This window comes from Sulfobacillus thermosulfidooxidans DSM 9293 (assembly GCF_900176145.1).
GTDB classification, from domain to species: domain Bacteria; phylum Bacillota; class Sulfobacillia; order Sulfobacillales; family Sulfobacillaceae; genus Sulfobacillus; species Sulfobacillus thermosulfidooxidans.
Map to the genome: position 1 here is coordinate 36,631 of NZ_FWWY01000002.1, position 17,631 is coordinate 54,261.

Annotated in this window: 19 protein-coding genes and 2 pseudogenes; 9 read left to right on the forward strand and 12 right to left on the reverse strand. The window is 52.1% G+C overall.

Annotation, left to right across the window (positions count from 1 at the left end):
• Positions 1-140 precede the first annotated feature (140 nt).
• A complete protein-coding gene (locus tag B8987_RS17925) occupies positions 141-875 on the forward strand; it encodes a 4'-phosphopantetheinyl transferase family protein (RefSeq protein WP_157782290.1) in 735 nt (244 codons plus the stop codon).
• Positions 876-2,009: 1,134 nt separating this feature from the next.
• On the opposite strand, the gene B8987_RS19790 is transcribed toward B8987_RS17925, so the two are convergent.
• Positions 2,010-2,150 (reverse strand): hypothetical protein, encoded by a 141-nt coding sequence (locus B8987_RS19790; RefSeq protein WP_176213280.1) that lies wholly within the window; start codon positions 2,148-2,150, stop codon positions 2,010-2,012.
• A gap of 160 nt (positions 2,151-2,310) precedes the next feature.
• On the opposite strand from B8987_RS19790, the gene B8987_RS19480 reads away from it, so the two are divergent.
• Positions 2,311-2,700, forward strand: a complete 390-nt coding sequence (locus B8987_RS19480) for a DUF6444 domain-containing protein (RefSeq protein WP_026040577.1) — start codon at positions 2,311-2,313, stop codon at positions 2,698-2,700.
• Entirely contained in the window at positions 2,640-3,803 is a 1,164-nt protein-coding gene (gene tnpC / locus B8987_RS17935) for an IS66 family transposase (RefSeq protein ID WP_081503207.1), read from the forward strand. Before B8987_RS19480 ends, tnpC begins: the two co-directional genes overlap by 61 nt.
• 288 nt (positions 3,804-4,091) lie before the next feature.
• Here tnpC and B8987_RS20295 read toward each other — a convergent pair.
• From B8987_RS20295 to B8987_RS17965, 5 genes and pseudogenes are all read right to left on the reverse strand, one after another.
• A pseudogene (locus B8987_RS20295) lies at positions 4,092-4,355 on the reverse strand (helix-turn-helix domain-containing protein); the annotation flags it as partial.
• 263 nt (positions 4,356-4,618) lie between these two features.
• Positions 4,619-4,939: an STIV orfB116 family protein gene (locus B8987_RS17950; RefSeq protein ID WP_020374166.1), complete on the reverse strand. Its 321-nt coding sequence runs from the start codon at positions 4,937-4,939 to the stop codon at positions 4,619-4,621.
• 71 nt (positions 4,940-5,010) lie between these two features.
• Entirely contained in the window at positions 5,011-5,322 is a 312-nt protein-coding gene (locus B8987_RS17955; RefSeq protein WP_020374165.1) for a DUF6166 domain-containing protein, read from the reverse strand.
• Positions 5,323-5,682: 360 nt separating this feature from the next.
• Positions 5,683-6,096: a zinc metalloprotease gene (locus B8987_RS17960; RefSeq protein ID WP_020374164.1), complete on the reverse strand. Its 414-nt coding sequence runs from the start codon at positions 6,094-6,096 to the stop codon at positions 5,683-5,685.
• A gap of 30 nt (positions 6,097-6,126) precedes the next feature.
• Positions 6,127-6,615 carry a macro domain-containing protein gene (locus B8987_RS17965; protein WP_020374163.1) on the reverse strand — a complete coding sequence of 163 codons (489 nt, stop codon included), beginning with the start codon at positions 6,613-6,615 and terminating at the stop codon, positions 6,127-6,129.
• Positions 6,616-6,787: 172 nt separating this feature from the next.
• On the opposite strand from B8987_RS17965, the pseudogene B8987_RS17970 reads away from it, so the two are divergent.
• Together B8987_RS17970 and B8987_RS17975 are read left to right on the forward strand one after the other, a co-directional pair.
• Positions 6,788-7,802: pseudogene (locus tag B8987_RS17970) on the forward strand (IS3 family transposase).
• 159 nt (positions 7,803-7,961) lie between these two features.
• A complete protein-coding gene (locus tag B8987_RS17975; protein ID WP_020374161.1) occupies positions 7,962-8,384 on the forward strand; it encodes a hypothetical protein in 423 nt (140 codons plus the stop codon).
• A 546-nt stretch (positions 8,385-8,930) separates the two neighbouring features.
• Here the strand turns inward: B8987_RS17975 and B8987_RS20300 are convergent.
• Both B8987_RS20300 and B8987_RS17985 read right to left on the reverse strand, forming a co-directional pair.
• A complete protein-coding gene (locus B8987_RS20300; RefSeq protein ID WP_423219110.1) occupies positions 8,931-9,131 on the reverse strand; it encodes an L-rhamnose mutarotase in 201 nt (66 codons plus the stop codon).
• A gap of 294 nt (positions 9,132-9,425) precedes the next feature.
• On the reverse strand, positions 9,426-9,983 hold the full coding sequence (locus tag B8987_RS17985) for a transposase (protein WP_242940714.1): 558 nt from the start codon (positions 9,981-9,983) through the stop codon (positions 9,426-9,428).
• Positions 9,984-10,086: 103 nt separating this feature from the next.
• Between B8987_RS17985 and B8987_RS17990 the strand changes: the two genes are divergently transcribed.
• Positions 10,087-11,352 (forward strand): IS256 family transposase, encoded by a 1,266-nt coding sequence (locus B8987_RS17990; protein WP_084661984.1) that lies wholly within the window; start codon positions 10,087-10,089, stop codon positions 11,350-11,352.
• A gap of 18 nt (positions 11,353-11,370) precedes the next feature.
• Here B8987_RS17990 and B8987_RS17995 read toward each other — a convergent pair whose 3' ends face one another.
• The 4 genes from B8987_RS17995 to B8987_RS18005 form a co-directional block, all read right to left on the reverse strand.
• Complete coding sequence (locus tag B8987_RS17995; protein ID WP_242940715.1) at positions 11,371-12,096, reverse strand: IS110 family transposase; 726 nt, start codon at positions 12,094-12,096, stop codon at positions 11,371-11,373.
• A gap of 90 nt (positions 12,097-12,186) precedes the next feature.
• Positions 12,187-12,309, reverse strand: coding sequence for an L-rhamnose mutarotase (locus B8987_RS19485; RefSeq protein ID WP_176213281.1), 123 nt, complete (start codon positions 12,307-12,309; stop codon positions 12,187-12,189).
• Positions 12,310-12,340: 31 nt separating this feature from the next.
• On the reverse strand, positions 12,341-13,681 hold the full coding sequence (locus B8987_RS18000) for an MFS transporter (RefSeq protein WP_084661985.1): 1,341 nt from the start codon (positions 13,679-13,681) through the stop codon (positions 12,341-12,343).
• 125 nt (positions 13,682-13,806) lie between these two features.
• Entirely contained in the window at positions 13,807-14,586 is a 780-nt protein-coding gene (locus B8987_RS18005; protein WP_176213282.1) for an IclR family transcriptional regulator, read from the reverse strand.
• Positions 14,587-14,787: 201 nt separating this feature from the next.
• Here B8987_RS18005 and B8987_RS18010 point away from each other — a divergent pair, with 201 nt between their 5' ends.
• From B8987_RS18010 to B8987_RS18020, 3 genes are all read left to right on the forward strand, one after another.
• Positions 14,788-15,576 (forward strand): MBL fold metallo-hydrolase, encoded by a 789-nt coding sequence (locus B8987_RS18010; RefSeq protein WP_084661989.1) that lies wholly within the window; start codon positions 14,788-14,790, stop codon positions 15,574-15,576.
• Between the two features lie 36 nt (positions 15,577-15,612).
• Positions 15,613-16,608: a 2-dehydro-3-deoxy-L-rhamnonate dehydrogenase gene (locus tag B8987_RS18015; protein ID WP_242940728.1), complete on the forward strand. Its 996-nt coding sequence runs from the start codon at positions 15,613-15,615 to the stop codon at positions 16,606-16,608.
• Positions 16,609-16,710: 102 nt separating this feature from the next.
• On the forward strand, positions 16,711-17,610 hold the full coding sequence (locus tag B8987_RS18020) for a fumarylacetoacetate hydrolase family protein (RefSeq protein WP_084661992.1): 900 nt from the start codon (positions 16,711-16,713) through the stop codon (positions 17,608-17,610).
• Positions 17,611-17,631: the final 21 nt, after the last annotated feature.

Sequence of the window (17,631 nt, forward strand, 5' to 3'; positions counted from 1 at the left end):
CCGCAACCTAGGGAACGGAGATTAACCCACGTGCTGTTGGTCGTGAAATGGTTCGGTGGCTCGTACTGAAAGGCACATCCCGAAACAATGGAATTAACTGGATTCAAACTAAATACCGCCGCTCATGCGACGAGAAACAAGTGGGGAAAGAGTTGATGGAATATTTCGTTGTTCAATTGCCGGATCTTTTGGATCAACGCATCATCGCAAATTCATTGCCCTATATTTCGCCTGAGCAGCAGGCTAAAGTCGAGAGTTTTCGCCATATCGGTGATGCTTTTCGGTGTCTCACAGGCGATCTCTTGATCCGAGTCATCATTTGTGAAAAGTTCAAGGTGTCAAACCAAGAGTTGAAATTTGAACGTAATTCATACGGAAAGCCATTTTGGCGCGAACACCCAGACTTTCAGTTCAGCGTTTCCCATTCTGGACAGTTAGTTGTGTGTGCCACACATGACAAAGAGATTGGTATCGATGTAGAACAGGTCAAAGCCGTTGACATAGATTTTGTCACCACTTGCTTGTCGGAACGAGAAATGATTGGCGCTCTTCAAAAAGAGGGATATGATTTATACGATTATTTTTGTGATTTGTGGATCGCGAAGGAAAGTTATGTTAAGGCTTTGGGAAAAGGTATGTTCAAATCTTTTGACTCATTTTCTGTAAAGTTATGCAGCAATGATACAATCACGATCCTCGACCGGCATGAGGAAATCGCCAGTAACTTCCTTTGTAAGAGATACCGTGTATCTCAAAACTATCGAGTTGCTTTGTGCGCTGCTTGTTCAAGTTATGATGAATTCCCTGACTTCCCGACGCACCTTTCGTTTCACTCTATTTATAATAGATTTGATGTGAGGGCCGAATATCCGTAGCTGCTTCCGGTTCAGGGGTAAGGCTTGCAATCGTGGGTGCATGAATTCTACATCAATCCAACCGAACCCGTGTTGCAATTATCTAGATCGATCCAGGCCACAGTCAAGGCTAAGATCATACAACATTCCTTTTAATGAGAAAGGACTATCCTCTTGCCATCAAAGTGTGTTTTGGTAATAAAATGGCGAATTAAACAATCATGAAATCTGAAATTCATCTTCAGGTAACGGGCTGTGACTTGAAAGCTGTCGGCAGTCATGCCGTGCGAACCCCCCCGTCCAGAACTACCCCAACTTTCGATTTTAGGTGTTCTCCAGCCTTGCTGTACAAGGAAAGTTGATTTTTTTCGGACACTACAAGTGAGGATTTTCCAGTACGAGGACGAGAAAATGAAGCCATAACCAGTGTCAACAGTCCTAACACATTTGTCAAATGGAACGATATTCCATGGAAACGGGTTTTGGTCACTACAATCGCAACATTTAACGGTCTAATGCGGGTTTATGAGTTCTTTTTTGTCAAAAATCTCCTATCATGTGGATAAAATGCAACTGGAAAATCGAAAGTCGGGCTACGGGCGCGAACCTACCGTGACGTAGGGCAGTGGCAACACCGCCTTATGATAGCTTACTAAACTATGTAGCCGAATCTGGGAAAGTGACCCGGGCCGGTTTTAAAAGGTGACGCGGCCCCAACTATGCCAGAGGCCGGATCATTATTGACAGCCGCAACGTAATTAAAATGATCCAGCTTCGGTGTAGTAACTACAATCTTATTTATGCCCGGTAGACCATAATCCGTTTACGTGCGTTACAAACACATCCGGAAGGATATAGCTGCTCTCGTATCCGGCGAAGGCTCCTAGCGTTGATGTGCATTCTCAGCGTTGTCCCTTCTTTGATGACACGAGTGTTACTAGCACCCATAGTAATTAAAAAGTCATGTACTTGTGGAACCATGGATCCAGAAATGGTCATTCGGACCAATTCATGACTCCTGGTAGATGAATACAAACGAATTGCCGAGTGCCCATCACAATAACCCCGAACAAAATCTACAGTTGGAATAAAGGGAGGCACCTCGAGGTTGTCCCAAGCTTCGTGGAATTTCGCTAGCGCATCCTTTCTCGTGATTTAACCGATTTGCTCGGTTTTTTGTTCCGGTTTTTTTGGACACGTGGCTTTTAAGGCCGTTTGCAACACGGGAATCTCGCGATAGCCGGGGATCCGCGTCAACGTGTCTGCCCCGAAAATCACCGATCGCCCACGCGACATGACCACTTACACCCCCCAAGAATACACAAAAGGTAACTGGTTAGGTACCTTCCTCCGGCACCGGTAAGAAAAATTTTGAAATTATATTAGTAGTACGGGCTGGACGTGGGCCGGCCCACCTGATAGAGTAGGGACATCAAGGTGGGTGAGGTGATCTTCCATGTCATCAAGATCGGAATCGGATGCAGGCGCGGGCTTTCAGGCCTCGCTGATCGAGGGAATGGATCGCGAGCGCTTTGAGGCGTACTCCCAACAAGCCGGGCTGGACGGGCTCTTGGCCCTCTTTCAGGCCATGAGTCAGCAAATCGCGCAGTTGCAAGACCCCGTCAATCAACTGCGTCAACAGTTGGGACAAAATAGCCGCAATAGCTCGAAGCCCCCTCCAGCGACGGGTATCAGAAACCCGCCCCCAAAAGTCGGCGTCAACGAACGGGGAAGAAGCCCGGCCGCGAGCGGGGCCATCCGGGCACGACGCTCTTCCAACGCGAGGTGCCGGACGATGAGATTCGGTATCCTGTGGACCACTGTGACCCCTGCGGAGAGGACCTGACGGAGACTCCGCCGGTGGCGGTACAGCGGCGGCAAGTGTGGGACCTCCCGGAGCAGCCGATCGTGGTGACCGAACATCAAGCGGAAGTAAAAATCTGTCCCAGCTGTGGCACGCGGGCGCGGGCCACCTTTCCGCCCGAGGTTCAGGCGCCGGTCCAATATGGGCCCGGCATCCTCGCCCTAACGGCCTATCTCCATTATTATCAATTGGGGCCTCTCGCACGCCTGCGGGAACTCTTTCGAGACCTCTGGCAGTTGCCGTTGAGTACGGGCCCCGTGATGCGGAGCTGGCGCCGGGTGGCTGCCCGCCTGGAACCCGTGATGGAGACCGTGCGGGTGGCCCTACAAGACGCCCCCCGGGTGAATACCGACGAAACGGGCATGCGCGTGGAGAGCATCTTGCAGTGGTTCCACACCGTGTCCACGCCCGGGCTGACGTATTTATTTGCCCATGCCAAACGGGGCAAGGACGCCGTCGATGCGATGGATATTTTGCCGCATCGGATCGGGACGACCCAGCATGATGGATGGGCGACGTATCGCGCCTACCCCGGGCAACATGCGTTGTGTAATGCGCATCACGAGCGAGAGCTCATTGCAGCCCAGGAAGCGGTCCACCAAGACTGGGCGGGTGAGTTGCTGACACTCTTGGGTCAAATGAAGACGGCGACAGACGCGGCCCGGGCTGCTGGCCGGGCGGAGCTGAACTCAGGGCTCCGAGTTCAACTGTTGACCCGCTATGACGTACTCGTACGCGAAGGCCTGCGCCAAAATCCCGCCAATCATCCCGCTCCGGGGCGCCGGCGGCGCCCCAAACAAACGAAGACGCGCAATCTCCTGGAACGGCTCGATCAGCATCGGACGGAAGCCCTTCTCTTCGTCCATGACCTCTCGGTGCCCTTTGACAACAATTTAGCAGAACGCGATTTACGCATGGTCAAGGTGCGGCAAAAAGTGTCCGGGACGTTTCGCACGACGGACGGTGCCACCGCGTTTGCCACCGTTCGCGGCTACCTCAGCACGGCCAAGAAACAAGGACAACCCCTGTTAGCAGCACTACGCTCCGTCTTGGGCGGCATGCCTTGGATGCCCACAACCCGCTAAGCCCCGACGCGACCCACGTTGAACGTCTTCGGGGATGGCCTTGCCATCCTCTGGTTCACGCGGCTCCGCTCGCCCCTCTGGGCATCCCCTGATCTCTTAAATCGAACTGGGTACCTAACCAGTTACCTATTTCGAACGTAGGGCCGCTGTGTCCCACGGTGTCATCTCGCCACCTGCGCCATGAGAGATTCCGCATTGCGTCAGCCGCCGGCGGGAACGCTGGCGAAAATGCTGACGATGATGGGAACTCGAGAGACCTTTCTGTGTCGTCATTATGAAAAATCTGTGTCATACTGACTCCCTATCCTCGTCCAAAAGCCGATTTAAGGCATCCAGATTTATAGTCAGGCGGTTAACCCAACGAATGGTTTCGAGATCCTTCGACGTGATCTGGGCGGTATGGAATGCTGCTATAACGGCTGGGGTGCTCTCCGGCTCGGATATCGGATCGTCTTGGAGAAAATAGCTCAACTCAACCCCATAGAGGTCAGCCAAGCGTTGCAATGTGGGAATATCTATTGGCCGTTGTCCTGTCTCAATATAAGAGACTTGTTCGCGTTTGAGATCTCAATAGGCTGCCACGTGCTGTTGCGTAAGACCTGCATGATGACGGGTATGCGCCAATCGTTGTTCAATGATTACACGAGGTAACACCATAAAATAACGCCCCCTTTTTGGAGATCAACCAAAGTGACAGAAATATGGGTTGAGAACACGAGTAATGGGTTGTCGGGCCCAAGCAGGGTGCGGCAATGGGGATCGAATACGGATCAAAACGCTATAAGGGTCTGAGTGTGCGGTGAGGCGATAATCTGTTAAAGAATCGTGACACGATACCAGGCAATGGTCGCGTCGGCCGGCAACGTGGTGGCTCCTTCGGGCAGGCGGGGGCCGCGGTATTGGCCGATGATCGCGAGATCGCCGGATTGGAGCGTCACCGTGCGACGTTGGACAGGCACGGGAATTCCGAGCAGTTGGGAAAAGATCGCCGCGGTTTCGGCGTGCCCCACAGCGCTTTCGATAACCGGTCGGGTGAGCAGTTCGCGGGCCGTTTCCAGCGGTATGGCGTCGATATGCAGACTAACGGGAAAGTGAGCGAGCATGTTGAGGGAAAAGGCATTGAGGAGATAGGTCATGATGAAGACTCCTTTCAGGATAATGACGAATGAGAACAGAGGAGAGCCGGTCCGGAGAGGATCGGCAGGACTTAGGAACGGGAGGCGTGGGACACGGTGGCGACCCACGTATGGATGGCGTGGGTCGAGAGCGTCCATGTGTCGGCAAAATGGGCGACAAAGGCCCACTTAAAATCTTGATAGAGCTGATCGGCTGTTGCCGTATCAACGGCATCCGCTAAGAGCGCATACGCCAAATCGGCGGGACCGGATCCGCCGTAGCCCCATTCAAAGCCCGTGGGGCTATGCCGCACGAGATGAGGGAGATCGCCGAGAATGTGTCCGTCGACGACAATGTGGACGATAGGGCCCTGGGTTGTGCGAAATCCGTGGTAAGCTTTCACGCAAGCATCACTCCTGCTGCTGAGAGTAAATTGAGTCTGCCGTGTGATAAACACGGCCGCGAGGCCGGAGTAGAGCACACAGCGTGTTCTGGCAGAGGAACGAAATACCATGTGGTGGAGGGCCGTCGCAGACCGTCATACAGATCAATAGGGCTAGTGGTGGGACAGAAACAGGATGAAAAACCCGACGATAATCACCATTAAGGTGCTCCAATACCCGTATTGCAAGCTGGTGAGTTTTTGATTGAAATGCGAGGTGGCCGGAAACCGGATTAGGGAAAACGAAAGGGTGTCGGATCCTCTCTTCTGATAAAAGAACGAACACAAGATGGCCCGGGAACGACAGGGATCTCCGCCCCATCAACGCGACCGCGCGAGCACAGGGACGGATCCGTGCGGTGAATGAGGGGAGTGCCGCCACAATCGCCACCACTGAGCCCCATCGGTTGCACCGATCGGAAACGCGTTAAGGCCCCAATGGACGGGCAGAATCCACCGCCACCACACCGCTAAGGTGGGATGCCACCAGAGCATAAGACACATCCACACGCCTTCGGCAATCGGCGCGGCAATCAAGGTTTGCCGGATTTGCGAGGGCGTTAGTCCTGTAACATCTAACGCCACACCAATGCGTCCATGCCGGAGATCCCAAACAGCGTGCAAAATCCGACCGCCATAGGAACGGGCGACGAGACTATGCGCCAATTCGTGGACGACGAGAAGTCCCACAATACTGATGAGCAACATTAGGAGTAAATGCGAAGATTGAATCATCAGGTATCGACCTTTCTGAGATCAGTGGGATTAATGATAAAACAGATAGCCAAGCCAGCCGTAGCGCCATTGATCTTCTTGCGCAGATAAGGTCCGCAGCGACGGAAAAGCGGCGGGCGGTCCCTGCTGCACGGTATCCCAAGCCGCGCGCATTTGCTGCGCCGCACGATCCGCCGAAAGACGGCCAATCCCGGTGCCGAGACCGGGACAGGTGCATCGCGTCACCGAATCGGACGGGTGTTGGGCATTCCACTCGGCCAGGGCCAAGAGCAGGCCGCGAAAGGCCAGATAGGCGTGCAGCGTGCTCCGAACGGGCCGCGGCGTCCGCATGGTGGGCGCGATAATCAAATGGGTGTAGGGCGTGTGCGGTGTGGGAACGATCAGGGCTTGCCCGATGAGAAGCTCGCCATGCGCCTGATGCCGAATGGCGATATTAGGAATTCCATCGAACACCCGATGCCAGGCGCGGATAAGCGCGGGTTTGCGGTCAATGAGGATGAGAGAACACAAACGCAACATGATCACCTCTTGAGTCACGATGTGAGCGAGAAAGATGAATTCCGGGATTCAGCGGGAAAGCTTTGCAAAATGGTGACGAGATACGGGATGTCTGCGGCATGAAAGGCGATGTATAGTGGTCCCCAAAAACTAGACAATTTTGGAGGCCGTCAAGTGTTACACTGGACATATGATGGCGAAACAAAAACGGCATTCTGCCACCTTCAAAAGTCCAGTGGTGCTCGAAATGCTCAAGGAAGAAAAAACCGTCAGCCAGATTGCCGCCGAATACGGCATTCATCCCAGTCAATTGCATCGCTGGAAGCGCCAGGCGCTCGAGAACTTTCCGCAGTTATTTACCGAGTCCCAAGCGCTCCAACAACAGGCCCAAGCCCACCAACAACAGCTGACCGAGCTTTATGCGGAAATCGGCAAACTGACCACACAAGTCGAGTGGCTCAAAAAAAAATCTGGCCTCGACCCTGACCCGCGATGAACGGATGACCTTGTTGGATCGGGGAGCGTATCCGCTCCCGTTGACGACGCAAGCCGCGTTGTTAAGCCTCAACCGCTCGAGCCTCTATTACCGGCCCGTCGGGCCGGATGCCGAGGAGATCGCTCTGAAGCATCGCATCGATGAAATTTACACCGATCGACCGTTTTACGGGTCCCGGCGGATGACGGCTCAGTTGAACCACGAGGGTTACGCCGTAAACCGCAAACGCGTGCAGCGCACCATGCGGGAGATGGGGATCTGGGGGCTCGCTCCGGGGCCCCAGACCAGCACCCGACATCCCCAGCACCCGGTGTATCCGTATTTATTGAAAGGCGTCACGCCGGCGTACCCCAATCATGTGTGGGGGATTGACGTGACCTATATCCGGATGGTGCATGGTTGGCTATACCTGGTGGCCATTATGGATTGGTATTCACGGTTTGTCGTGGCGTGGGAACTCTCCGAAACCTTGGAACTGCCCTTTGTGCTCACGGCCGCGGAGCGGGCGTTGGACAATGTATTGACGGAACGGCTGTGGCGCAGTGTGAAGTATGAAGAGGTGTATCTACACGATTACCGTTCACCCCGGGAAGCCCGATCGGGCTTGAGCCGATACTTTACGTTCTATAACTATCACCGGCTGCATCAATCCTTGGGCTACACGCCACCCGCGGCCTGGTATTCGCCCCTCCCGTCCCTCGACCGGGAGTGATGTTGCCCGGGATTGAATCCCCCACAGACAGCCCTACGGGCTGGGCCTCCTGTTTGTCGACGGGCCGACAACGGCCCTCGCCAAACAGGAGGGTAATGGTTCCGATGAAGACCCAAAGGAAGGAGGCCCATCTCACACTTTGGGGGTCAAAAATCTGTCTTGACAATGGGGTCCACCTTACAGTCACAGGATGGTCACCATCCCGGGCATGGCTTCCAGCCCTCGCGACCCGATCGCCTCGATGCGCGATGTTGGTCCGGTTGGGCTGGTACGAGGGCAACCAACCGTGACCCGGGTATGAGGCATGGGCAATGGACGCGGATTGATGAAGTTCTGACCCAGCAGATGATTCGCTCGGGGCTCGAAGGCGTCGCCGGTAGCCATCATGAGGCGTTGTGCGCTTTGACCAATGTTTGGCTACGCATTTTATCAGAGCTACAACGAAACCCGATTCCTGTTCCTGTCCGATCGGGGCCCGACACGCCGCGTAATCGTACAGTGCCATTTCTCGGGCGATCACTTCCTGGTGACCGACTAGCTGGCACGCCCCCGCTCACCGCGTACGGCGACCACGTCACGTGAACCACCTCCTTGAGCCTCTTTCGCGTTTAGGATGACATAATTGCGCCTTTTATTCGTGATGAACTGAATCTTGAAGCCTTACGAAAGCGGTCGGCCGTTTCTTGTGGTTTGAGAGAATTTCCCCGCCGCTCCGTGGCGAGAGGGGGCCGATAGTGGGGCGAGGTATGCTTAAAGTTCGTGAATGAGAAGATGCATTAGCACGTCTTTTTGATCCAGATCCCCTAACTGGCGATTAGGAATGCGAACGGGGCAGGGGAGACAGTCGGAGGTTATGGTGCCTACCAATACGGAGTAACCTGCTCATATCAGTGCCGAATGCGCTCGGGTCGCGCCGTTCAATCAGCCACATACTGGTCCCAGCCAGGGCAGGTGATTTTCGCGGATCTTCGTCACGACACAACTGTATACCCAAGAACTGCTGTGGGTGGATCAGCCTTCGAGAAGACAACGGCTTCGTGCGAAATAACGGCATAGTATTGTGCTAATAAGAGAAAATCTAAAACGGCATACAAGAAAGACGTATGCCGTTTAGTTTGATGTTCAGAACTAAGCATGAAAATGAAATACTTCAGGAATGACCTGCATTGAATGTCCCTGCTCGTCGGTCATTAGAATGTCAGCCATATACTCCTGCCATTTTTTATTGGCAGGATGGTTAGACAAAATTCGCATGGCTTCAGTGAAATCATTCACTTCCATATAGGCGAAGAGCGTATTTCCGTGCATGAAGATACTATACGTCTGTATCCCTACCTACCTTAGTTTTTTGTGTAAATCCTCGTGTTCTCATAGTTTTTTGTTAATCCCGGGACCTTTGCGACCGTCGACACGTGATGAACGACCTCACGAAGCCTACCAATGGATTGCAGGGTCTGAGCCCGAATCGTCCTCTGTTCAGGATGATGTCGTTCCCTGGTGCAGACGAGGGGAGCAGAATCTTTTGCGCAGGGTCTCGTGTGGCTCACTACGAAAGAGCGCACACATGCCCGAATGGTAGGGATCCTCTCCCTCGCCCCAAACGTCCCGGGACGTCCTCGTCACTTACGCTGCGGCAGCGGCCGTGGACCGGGAAAAGGCTCGCCCGGCATCGTAATGGACCTGGTGCCGTAAACAGGCCCACGCGATCCGCAAAAGTTTACAGGCCAGCGCCATCAACGCGGCTTTCGGCGCCAGGTGCTCCTGGAGTTCCCGATAGCGCGCCCGTGCGGGACCGTCGTGGGCAATGGCCACCAACGCGGCTTGATATAACATCTGCCGGACTTGCGGCCGCCCACGCTTAGCCAGATGGGTCTTCCCCTGATACTTTCCGGAGTTGTCGGACACCACGTTTAGACCAGCCATCCGTACCGCCTGCTGAGGATGGGCATAATCCGCCAAGTTCCCCAATTCGCCCAACAGTGTCGCCATGACCACCGGACCAAAGCCCGGAATCGCCTGCAAAGCGTCCGCTCCTGGCACTGAGGCCACCAATTCCTGCTGAGCGGCTTCTGTGGCCGCGAGCGCGGCGCACGCCGCGCGCCAATGCCCCAAGTACGCGGCTAACTGGGCGCGCGCACTCGTGTGCCCAGGCACCCCAATGGAGTCGCGATAGGCACTCATTAAGGCGAGAATGCCCCATTTTTCGTGGAAATTGAAACTAGCGATCCTGATGGCTCTCTGGTTTACTAGAGAGGTCTGAACCCATCTTGAGGAGGAATCGCTAGTGACTACCAGTATAAAGAAAAAATCGCTTCCCGAACAGTCGGTGACGGTGCCGTGGGTGGACATCCTCCAGGATGCCGAAGACGGGTTATTGGCGCTGTCGATCCGGGTCGGATTGCAGGTTTTGCAACAGATGATGGCGGCCGAGGTGGAGCAGTTGGCAGGGCCTAAAGGCCGTCATGATCCGCAACGCCAAGCGGTCCGACACGGGACCGAAGTCGGCAGCGTCTTTTTGGGGGATCGCAAAATCTCCGTTCCGCACCCCCGGGTGCGGGCCGCTGATGGCTCGGAGGAAATTCCGTTAGACACCTACCATCAGTTTCAGGACCCGACGCTGGCGACACAAGCCGTACTGGAACGCATGCTGTATGGCTTAGCGAGCCGCCAACAGCGCCATGCCGATGCAGCCTTTGAAGCCGCGATGGAGCAGCCAGGCCCCAGCAAAAGCACGGTGAGCCGCCGCTTTATCCAAGCCACCCAACAGGCCCTTGACCGCTTTCTCCAGCGCCGGTTGGATGACCGGACGTGGGTGGTGGTGATGATCGATGGTTTGCGTGTAGCGGACCATCTGGTGGTGGGCGCCTTAGGGATTGATGCGGACGGTCACAAGCGTGTCTTGGGATTGGTCGAAGGGGCGACAGAAAATCATACCGTAGTCATGGCCTTATTGCAGGATCTCATCACTCGCGGCCTGACGGCCGCGCAGGGATTACTCGTGGTCATCGATGGGGCCAAGGCCTTAGCCAAAGCCGTGCACGACGTCTGGGGAGACCAAGTCCTCATCCAACGCTGCCAAATCCACAAGCAACGGAATGTGCTCGACCACCTGCCGAAATCGGCCGAAAATCGGGTCCGCCAGCGCTTACGGAAAGCGTATCAAGAACCGGATGCGGACAGGGCCGCGCAGGCATTAGAAGCGCTCGCGAAAGAGCTCGAACGGGATCATCCCGGCGCCGCTGGGAGTCTCCGGGAAGGACTGGCGGAAACGTTAACCGTCCATCGATTGGGCCTGCCGGGCCTCTTACGCCAAACGTTGGCGAACACCAATGCCATGGAATCCATCAACAGTCAATTTCGGACCCATGCGCAAAATGTCAAACATTGGACCAATGGGCAACAAGTCTTACGCTGGTTGGCGTCGGCGAGCTTTTTTATCGAAGACACGTTGACGCGGATCCCCGGCTATCGCGAGATTCCCGTGTTGCAAACGGCCTTAAAAGCCACGTGTTCCAAAACGCCGGAACAAAAAACCGAGCAAATCGGTTAAATCACGAGAAAGGATGCGCTAGCGAAATTCCACGAAGCTTGGGACAACCTCCATTAAGGCCGCCGCCCGTTTGGGGCCGACCCGATGATGGGATGCCTCCAGCAAGCCCATGACCAAGTCCTCGAAGGGATACCCCAACACGTCAGCCGGCAAGGGCACGGTGTCCAGCACCCACAGGGCCGCCATGCCATCCCAGGCTTTGAAGATCCGCCGAAATTCCGGGGCATAGACATCAATCCACCCCTGAATGCGATTCTGCCAGCGGACAACGTCCGCCTTCTGCTGGCGTCGGGTCACGGACAACGTGGCCAGCTCGCTCCAGACTCCCTCACGCGGCGTCCAGTGCATGTACCGCCCCTCGGCGACTGCCCGGGCAATAATCCCGGCATCCTTGGCGTCGTTTTTCGAGGGCGTGTGGTCGTCGACTTCTTTGAGCTTGTGCGTGTGTAATGGATTGACTAAGACGACGGTCACGCCGGGTTGTTGGCGCAACCAGTGCGCCAGGGGCATCCAGTAGGGGCCGGTTGATTCGAGTCCCACGACGAGGCGCTGCCCGACCGGGCGGCAGGCCCACATCGACTCGAACCCGCTGCGGGTATTGGCAAACCGCACGGGCTTTCCAGCCGACAACCCGTTGGGAAACAGCCACTGGATGTAATGCCAGCCTTGGGCCACGTCCACCCCTCCAATCACGGCGCCTTGGACCGCCGCTTTGCGTTGATCAATTGTCGATGTAGAATGCATCTATAAGTCCTCCTTGGTCTGGTGTTGGGTCTGCACCTTCAACAGTACCAAAGGGGGATTTTTTTCTTCAACGGTCAAAGTTCGCCGAAATCACATCTCTACAGGACGCTCATGAAACGCCTGTAATAGTTCTGGATAGACATGCTGATGGCGAACTCGATACTCTATTTCGGTTCCTGGATGAATCTTTAAGACAAATCCCACGCGTTGCACAGATTCCACCTCCATATTAACGGTGAAGTATTTACGCCATAGATTTCACGTGATTAATTTCTTCTAGAGTCTTCCCGCTTGTTCGAGGTCCAAATACGCCACCTACGATGAGGTTGTAGGTGAACATGAGCGTAATCATCAAGGCAATTGCCTTAAAGCCCCCAATAGCGGCCGTAACAACCGGGAGATAAAAACTCCAAATTCCTAATATGAGACGCATAATTGACCATAAGAAACCTTGAGCAGTATTGCGGATTTCAGTAGGAAATAATTCAACGGACCAAATTCGTTGTAACGGCCATAAACCGATACCTTGTCCGACACCGAATAAGATAACGTTGGCATACGCGACAAACGGATTGGATATGGGAGCAAATAACAAGATAAAGAAGGCCAGTGCACATAAGAACGAGCTAATAGCATAAAGCACGCGTCTGTCAATGCGATCATTTAGGGGCATAAAGACAAACACGACCGCTAAAATGGCTAATAAAAAATAGAGTATTTCCATAAGGTCAGATGTTGTGGCCTTTGTTGCGCCAATCGTTTTAAAAATGTAGGGGAAGAAGAATCCGTATGTGCCCGCCGGTATGCCCCATAGTACATAAATTGGGGTGATGAACAGTAACCTTTTCACGTTTCGCCGTTGAAATAAATCTTTGAAACTCATTCTAGAGGAGGGCGCTGGTTGTGGGGTGAGGGGGACAGAAATTTCCTTTTCCAATTGCAGAAGTTCTTCGGTTTTCCCATGGCTATACGCCCAGCGGGGTGACTCGACGAGTGATCGCCGTAATAAATAAGTGACAAGGGCGACAATGAATAGACTTCCGAATAGAAGACGCATGCCGAGTAACCCGAGGGGATTAAGTGCCAAGGCTAGTAAGAGAATGACAATGGGACCAACATACCAAAATATGTTGGTCATTCCCATCAATTTGCCGCGTGCTCTTTTGGGAGCATACTCGGCAATTAGAGACCATGATGTAGGAACATCTGCTCCCACTGCAAAACCCATAACAAGATAACCGGTGATTAACATGAAGGGACTTAAAGCAAAAATCACGAGAAGGGTCCCAAACATGTAAAGAAGCAAATCAATGTTGTAAATGAATTTTCGGCCAAAGCGGTCACCTAAAAATCCTGCAACGAAAGCGCCTACGGCGGTAGAAATACCATTGGAGCTGAATGCAGCAATGAGCCCGACGAGGGATAGACTCATATGAAAATATTTAATCCATAACAACAAAGCTACACCGCCGGCTACGATGGATCCCGCATCCAAATAATCCCCCATGCCCGATAAAACAGTCCACCACCAATGTTTCCCGGTTAATTGAGAATCGTCAATATTGGTAAATGCTGATTGGGACATGACTCTGCCTCCTTAGGTAAATTACAATTGAGTTCATAAATATGAAAACAAGTTCACAACACTACGCATAGTATATTCGATATTAGTCGCACAATTCCTTCTTATATGATTAGACTGTGAAAATTTTATTGCGGTGTTCGCCACGCTTCTGGGTCTGTGGCTCCACATTCATGAGAAATGAGACGGCTGTAGTGAGTGATCGTTTGGACCATGCGATCTCGATGAGAGGAACTAAAGCGGTCTTTAGGGACAGAAATACTCACGGCCGCCATGACGTGGTTGTTCATTCCCAAAATGGGAACAGCGACGCAACGAATATCAGGGGAATATTCGCCCCAGTCTGTGGCATACCCGTCTATTCGAGTGACATCAAGTTTGTCTAATAATTTTTGCAAAGTAGGGGTGGTGAGGGACGTATAAGTGGGTAACTTATCGGGATACAGGCGGGTGACGTCGGTTTTTGGCAGTGCAGCCAAGATAGCTTGCCCAATGCCGGTAGCATAGGCAGGAAGGCGGATTCCGACATGAGACGCTAATTGTAAGGGATGGCTGGATTCAACTTTGGCTACATACATAACATTGCCTTGATCCAATATGGCTAATTGAACGGTTTCATTTAACTCGTTTCGAATAGTTTGTAAGTACGGCCAGGCGACAGGAACAATTTGAAGACTTTGAGCCCATGTTGATGCCCATTCCCATATTCTGCTGCCCAAACTGTAGCGCTTGGTCAGGTGATTATATGTCAGAAGACGTTGTTGGGTCATTGTTGTCAATAATTCGTGTAGGCTGCTTTTGGGTAATTGGCTTGTTTCCAGCAGCTCCGAAAATGTTAAACCGGGAGGATGAGCGGATACTATTTCTAAAATGTCTGCGACGCGGAGTGCTGATTTTACGGAATTCAAAGCTAACCTCCTATAAGAAATCATTTATATAGATATTAAAAAGGCAGGTCGAATTTGTGATTGTTATCTTACCATATGTGTTCGAAAGCCCTAGGGCGATAAAGACAAAACTTTTATCTTTTAAGCAGGAAATATATCGATAATGTCGAATAGAATATATAACGAACTATAGTTCATAAGTAAGAACTGGAGGCGTTGCCTTTGTACAATGTTTGGGTAGAAGAGGTAGCCGATTTGGGTAAGGTTCCTGGGCCGGAGATATTTTGGATGGCTCGTTTTGGAGAATGGTTGCCGCTGAAGATACATGTTCTTTTAATAGTCGGTGAGGGGCGTACGATTTTAGTGAACACGGGGCCGCCTTTAGATTATTTGGAACACATGAACAGCGTCTGGCGTGAAGAGTTAGGTGATCAAGCCCACATGACGGTTCAGCCATCTCAACATATCGAAACAGTGCTCAGCCGTCATGGAATATCGTGTGAACAGGTCGATACCATCATTGTGACTCCTTTACAAGCCTACGCTAATGGAAATATTGATAAGTTTCCCAATGCGCAGATCTGTGTATCGCGTAAAGGATGGATCGATTTATTTGCGCCGCGCTTTTTTGACCCAAGAAGGCATATGGCAGTTCCAGACCGGTTGTTACAATACCTTCTTTTTGAGGCATGGCCTAAAAGGCGAGTACGCCTGCTAGAAGACCAGGATGAGGTAGCACCAGGCATTCGAACAATTTGGGTAGGAACGCATCATCGGAGTTCTTTAGCTGTAATGGTTCCCACGGCTCGGGGCCTTGTGGCTTTTAGTGACATCGTTTTTTACTACGAAAATATTGAAAACAATCATCCCCTTGGCATTCAAGAAAGCATGGAAGAATGTCGCATTGCTTACCAGATGCTGAGAGAAAAAGCCGATATAATCGTTTCCCCGTACGATCCATCCACTATGACGAGGTTTCCACAAGGGGTAATTAGCGTTGCAACAGAATAGAATGGCACGGTGAATTCAATGAGAGGGCGAAAAGTGATGAAAACTTTAACATGGACGGCTAAAGAGACTATGAGCATTTTATCAGCCCCCGCACCTGTTCCGGAGCCGGGATGGATTGCATTACGGGTAGCTGGTGTAGGAATTTGTGGCTCTGAGCTCTCGGGTTACTTGGGGCACAATGAGCTTCGAAAACCGCCGTTAGTCATGGGGCATGAGTTTTCGGGGGTGGTTGAAGAGGTAGGTCACGGGGTAACAAACGTCAAAATTGGTGATTTAGTCACTGCCAATCCCCTGGTGACGTGTGGAAGATGTATTCATTGCTTGCGGGGAGAACGGCAACGTTGTGAATCTCGGCGGATCATTGGAATCGATTTTCCGGGTGCTTACGCAGAGCGTGTTCTGGTTCCTTCAAATCAGTGTTATGCGGTAAAAGACGCGATTGACGGTGCGCTGGTTGAACCGTTGGCGTGTGCGGTCAGAGCCGTCGGGCTAGCCCGTATAAAAGTCGGGGATACGGCTGTAGTCATCGGTGCAGGAATCATAGGACTTATGACGGTACGTTTACTTGGTTTATCGGGGGCTAAACGCATTGCGGTAGTCGATCCTAATGACGAACGCTTAAAGATTTCCCAACTATGGGGTGCTACTGAGATGGCTCCTAATCTGGGTGCCTTGTTAACAGATAATCATCCCCAGAGTTTTGATTGTGTGATAGATGCCGTGGGGTTGTCGACGACTCGCCGGGACAGTTTGAATGCCCTCATTCGGGGAGGCCGAGCTGTCTGGATTGGACTTCATGAGGCCCTAACCCATCTCGATGGAAATCAGATAGTTCGTGATGAACTCGAAGTGCGAGGTAGCTTTTGCTATACCGATGATGAATTTATCCGTGCGGTGAGTTTAATTAATTCGCAAAAGTTTCTTCCTGTAGACCGTCAATGGCTCGATGTGAGATCTCTCGAAGAAGGGCCTGCAGCGTTTAAAGAATTAGTCAATGGGTCGCCATTCTCCAAAATCATCTTAACATTTTAGGGTTTTGGCTTACCTCTGCGATTAATTATCAAGCGCTCACGTCGAGTCGCATTTAAAGAATGTTAATAGAATGTTAATTCTGGTCATACAGGGGGATGAGGGATGAAACTAGCCAGTGCCATAGTCAAAGGGGGCGAGGAGGTTGTTTGGGTATCCTCACGGGGCTATGTATCGTTTGTTGACTTAGCAGCCTATTACGGCCAAAGAATCAAGCCTTTCACCATGGACCAATTGATGCAAGATGCGGACCGATTTAATTATTGCCAAGACCTGATCCAAAGAGCTCTCAGCGATCAACTGGTGTTGGATACACCCATTGATAAATTACTGGCTCCTGTGCCTTATCCTAAGAAAATCCTATGCGTGGGGCTTAATTATCGTCCTCACGCACGAGAGTCTCAAATGGAAATACCGAAATATCCTGTGTTATTTTCGAAATATCCCAACGCCGTCGTTGCTTCCGGCGATTTGATTCATCCACCCCAGGATGCTCTAGAGATGGATTACGAGGCTGAACTCGTTCTTATTATAGGCAGGACTTGTGCGCACGTAACGGAAGACACAGCCTTGGATTATGTATTCGGTTACTGTAATGGCAATGACATTTCGGCTCGCGACCTGCAATTTCGTACGGGACAATGGTTATTGGGCAAGAGCTGTGATGGATTTGCGCCTATGGGTCCTTATGTTGTAACGACTGAAGATATTGATGATCCAGATAATTTAGAGATTCTAGGAAAGCGGAATGGGGAAATAGTTCAGCATTCCAACACCCGCGAAATGATTTTTTCTTGCCGTTATCTTATCAGTTACATTTCTCATTATATGACGCTATATCCCGGTGACGTGATATTTACGGGCACTCCTGAAGGAGTGATTTTGGGACAGCCCATCCATGCTAGGAATTGGTTAAAACCGGGTGAAACTCTTTCGGTATCAGTGGAAGGGCTGGGAGAATTGGTAAATGAAATTGGGACACCACAAGCGAACACAAAGTCATGAGTGTCAGGGAAGAGGGGTTCG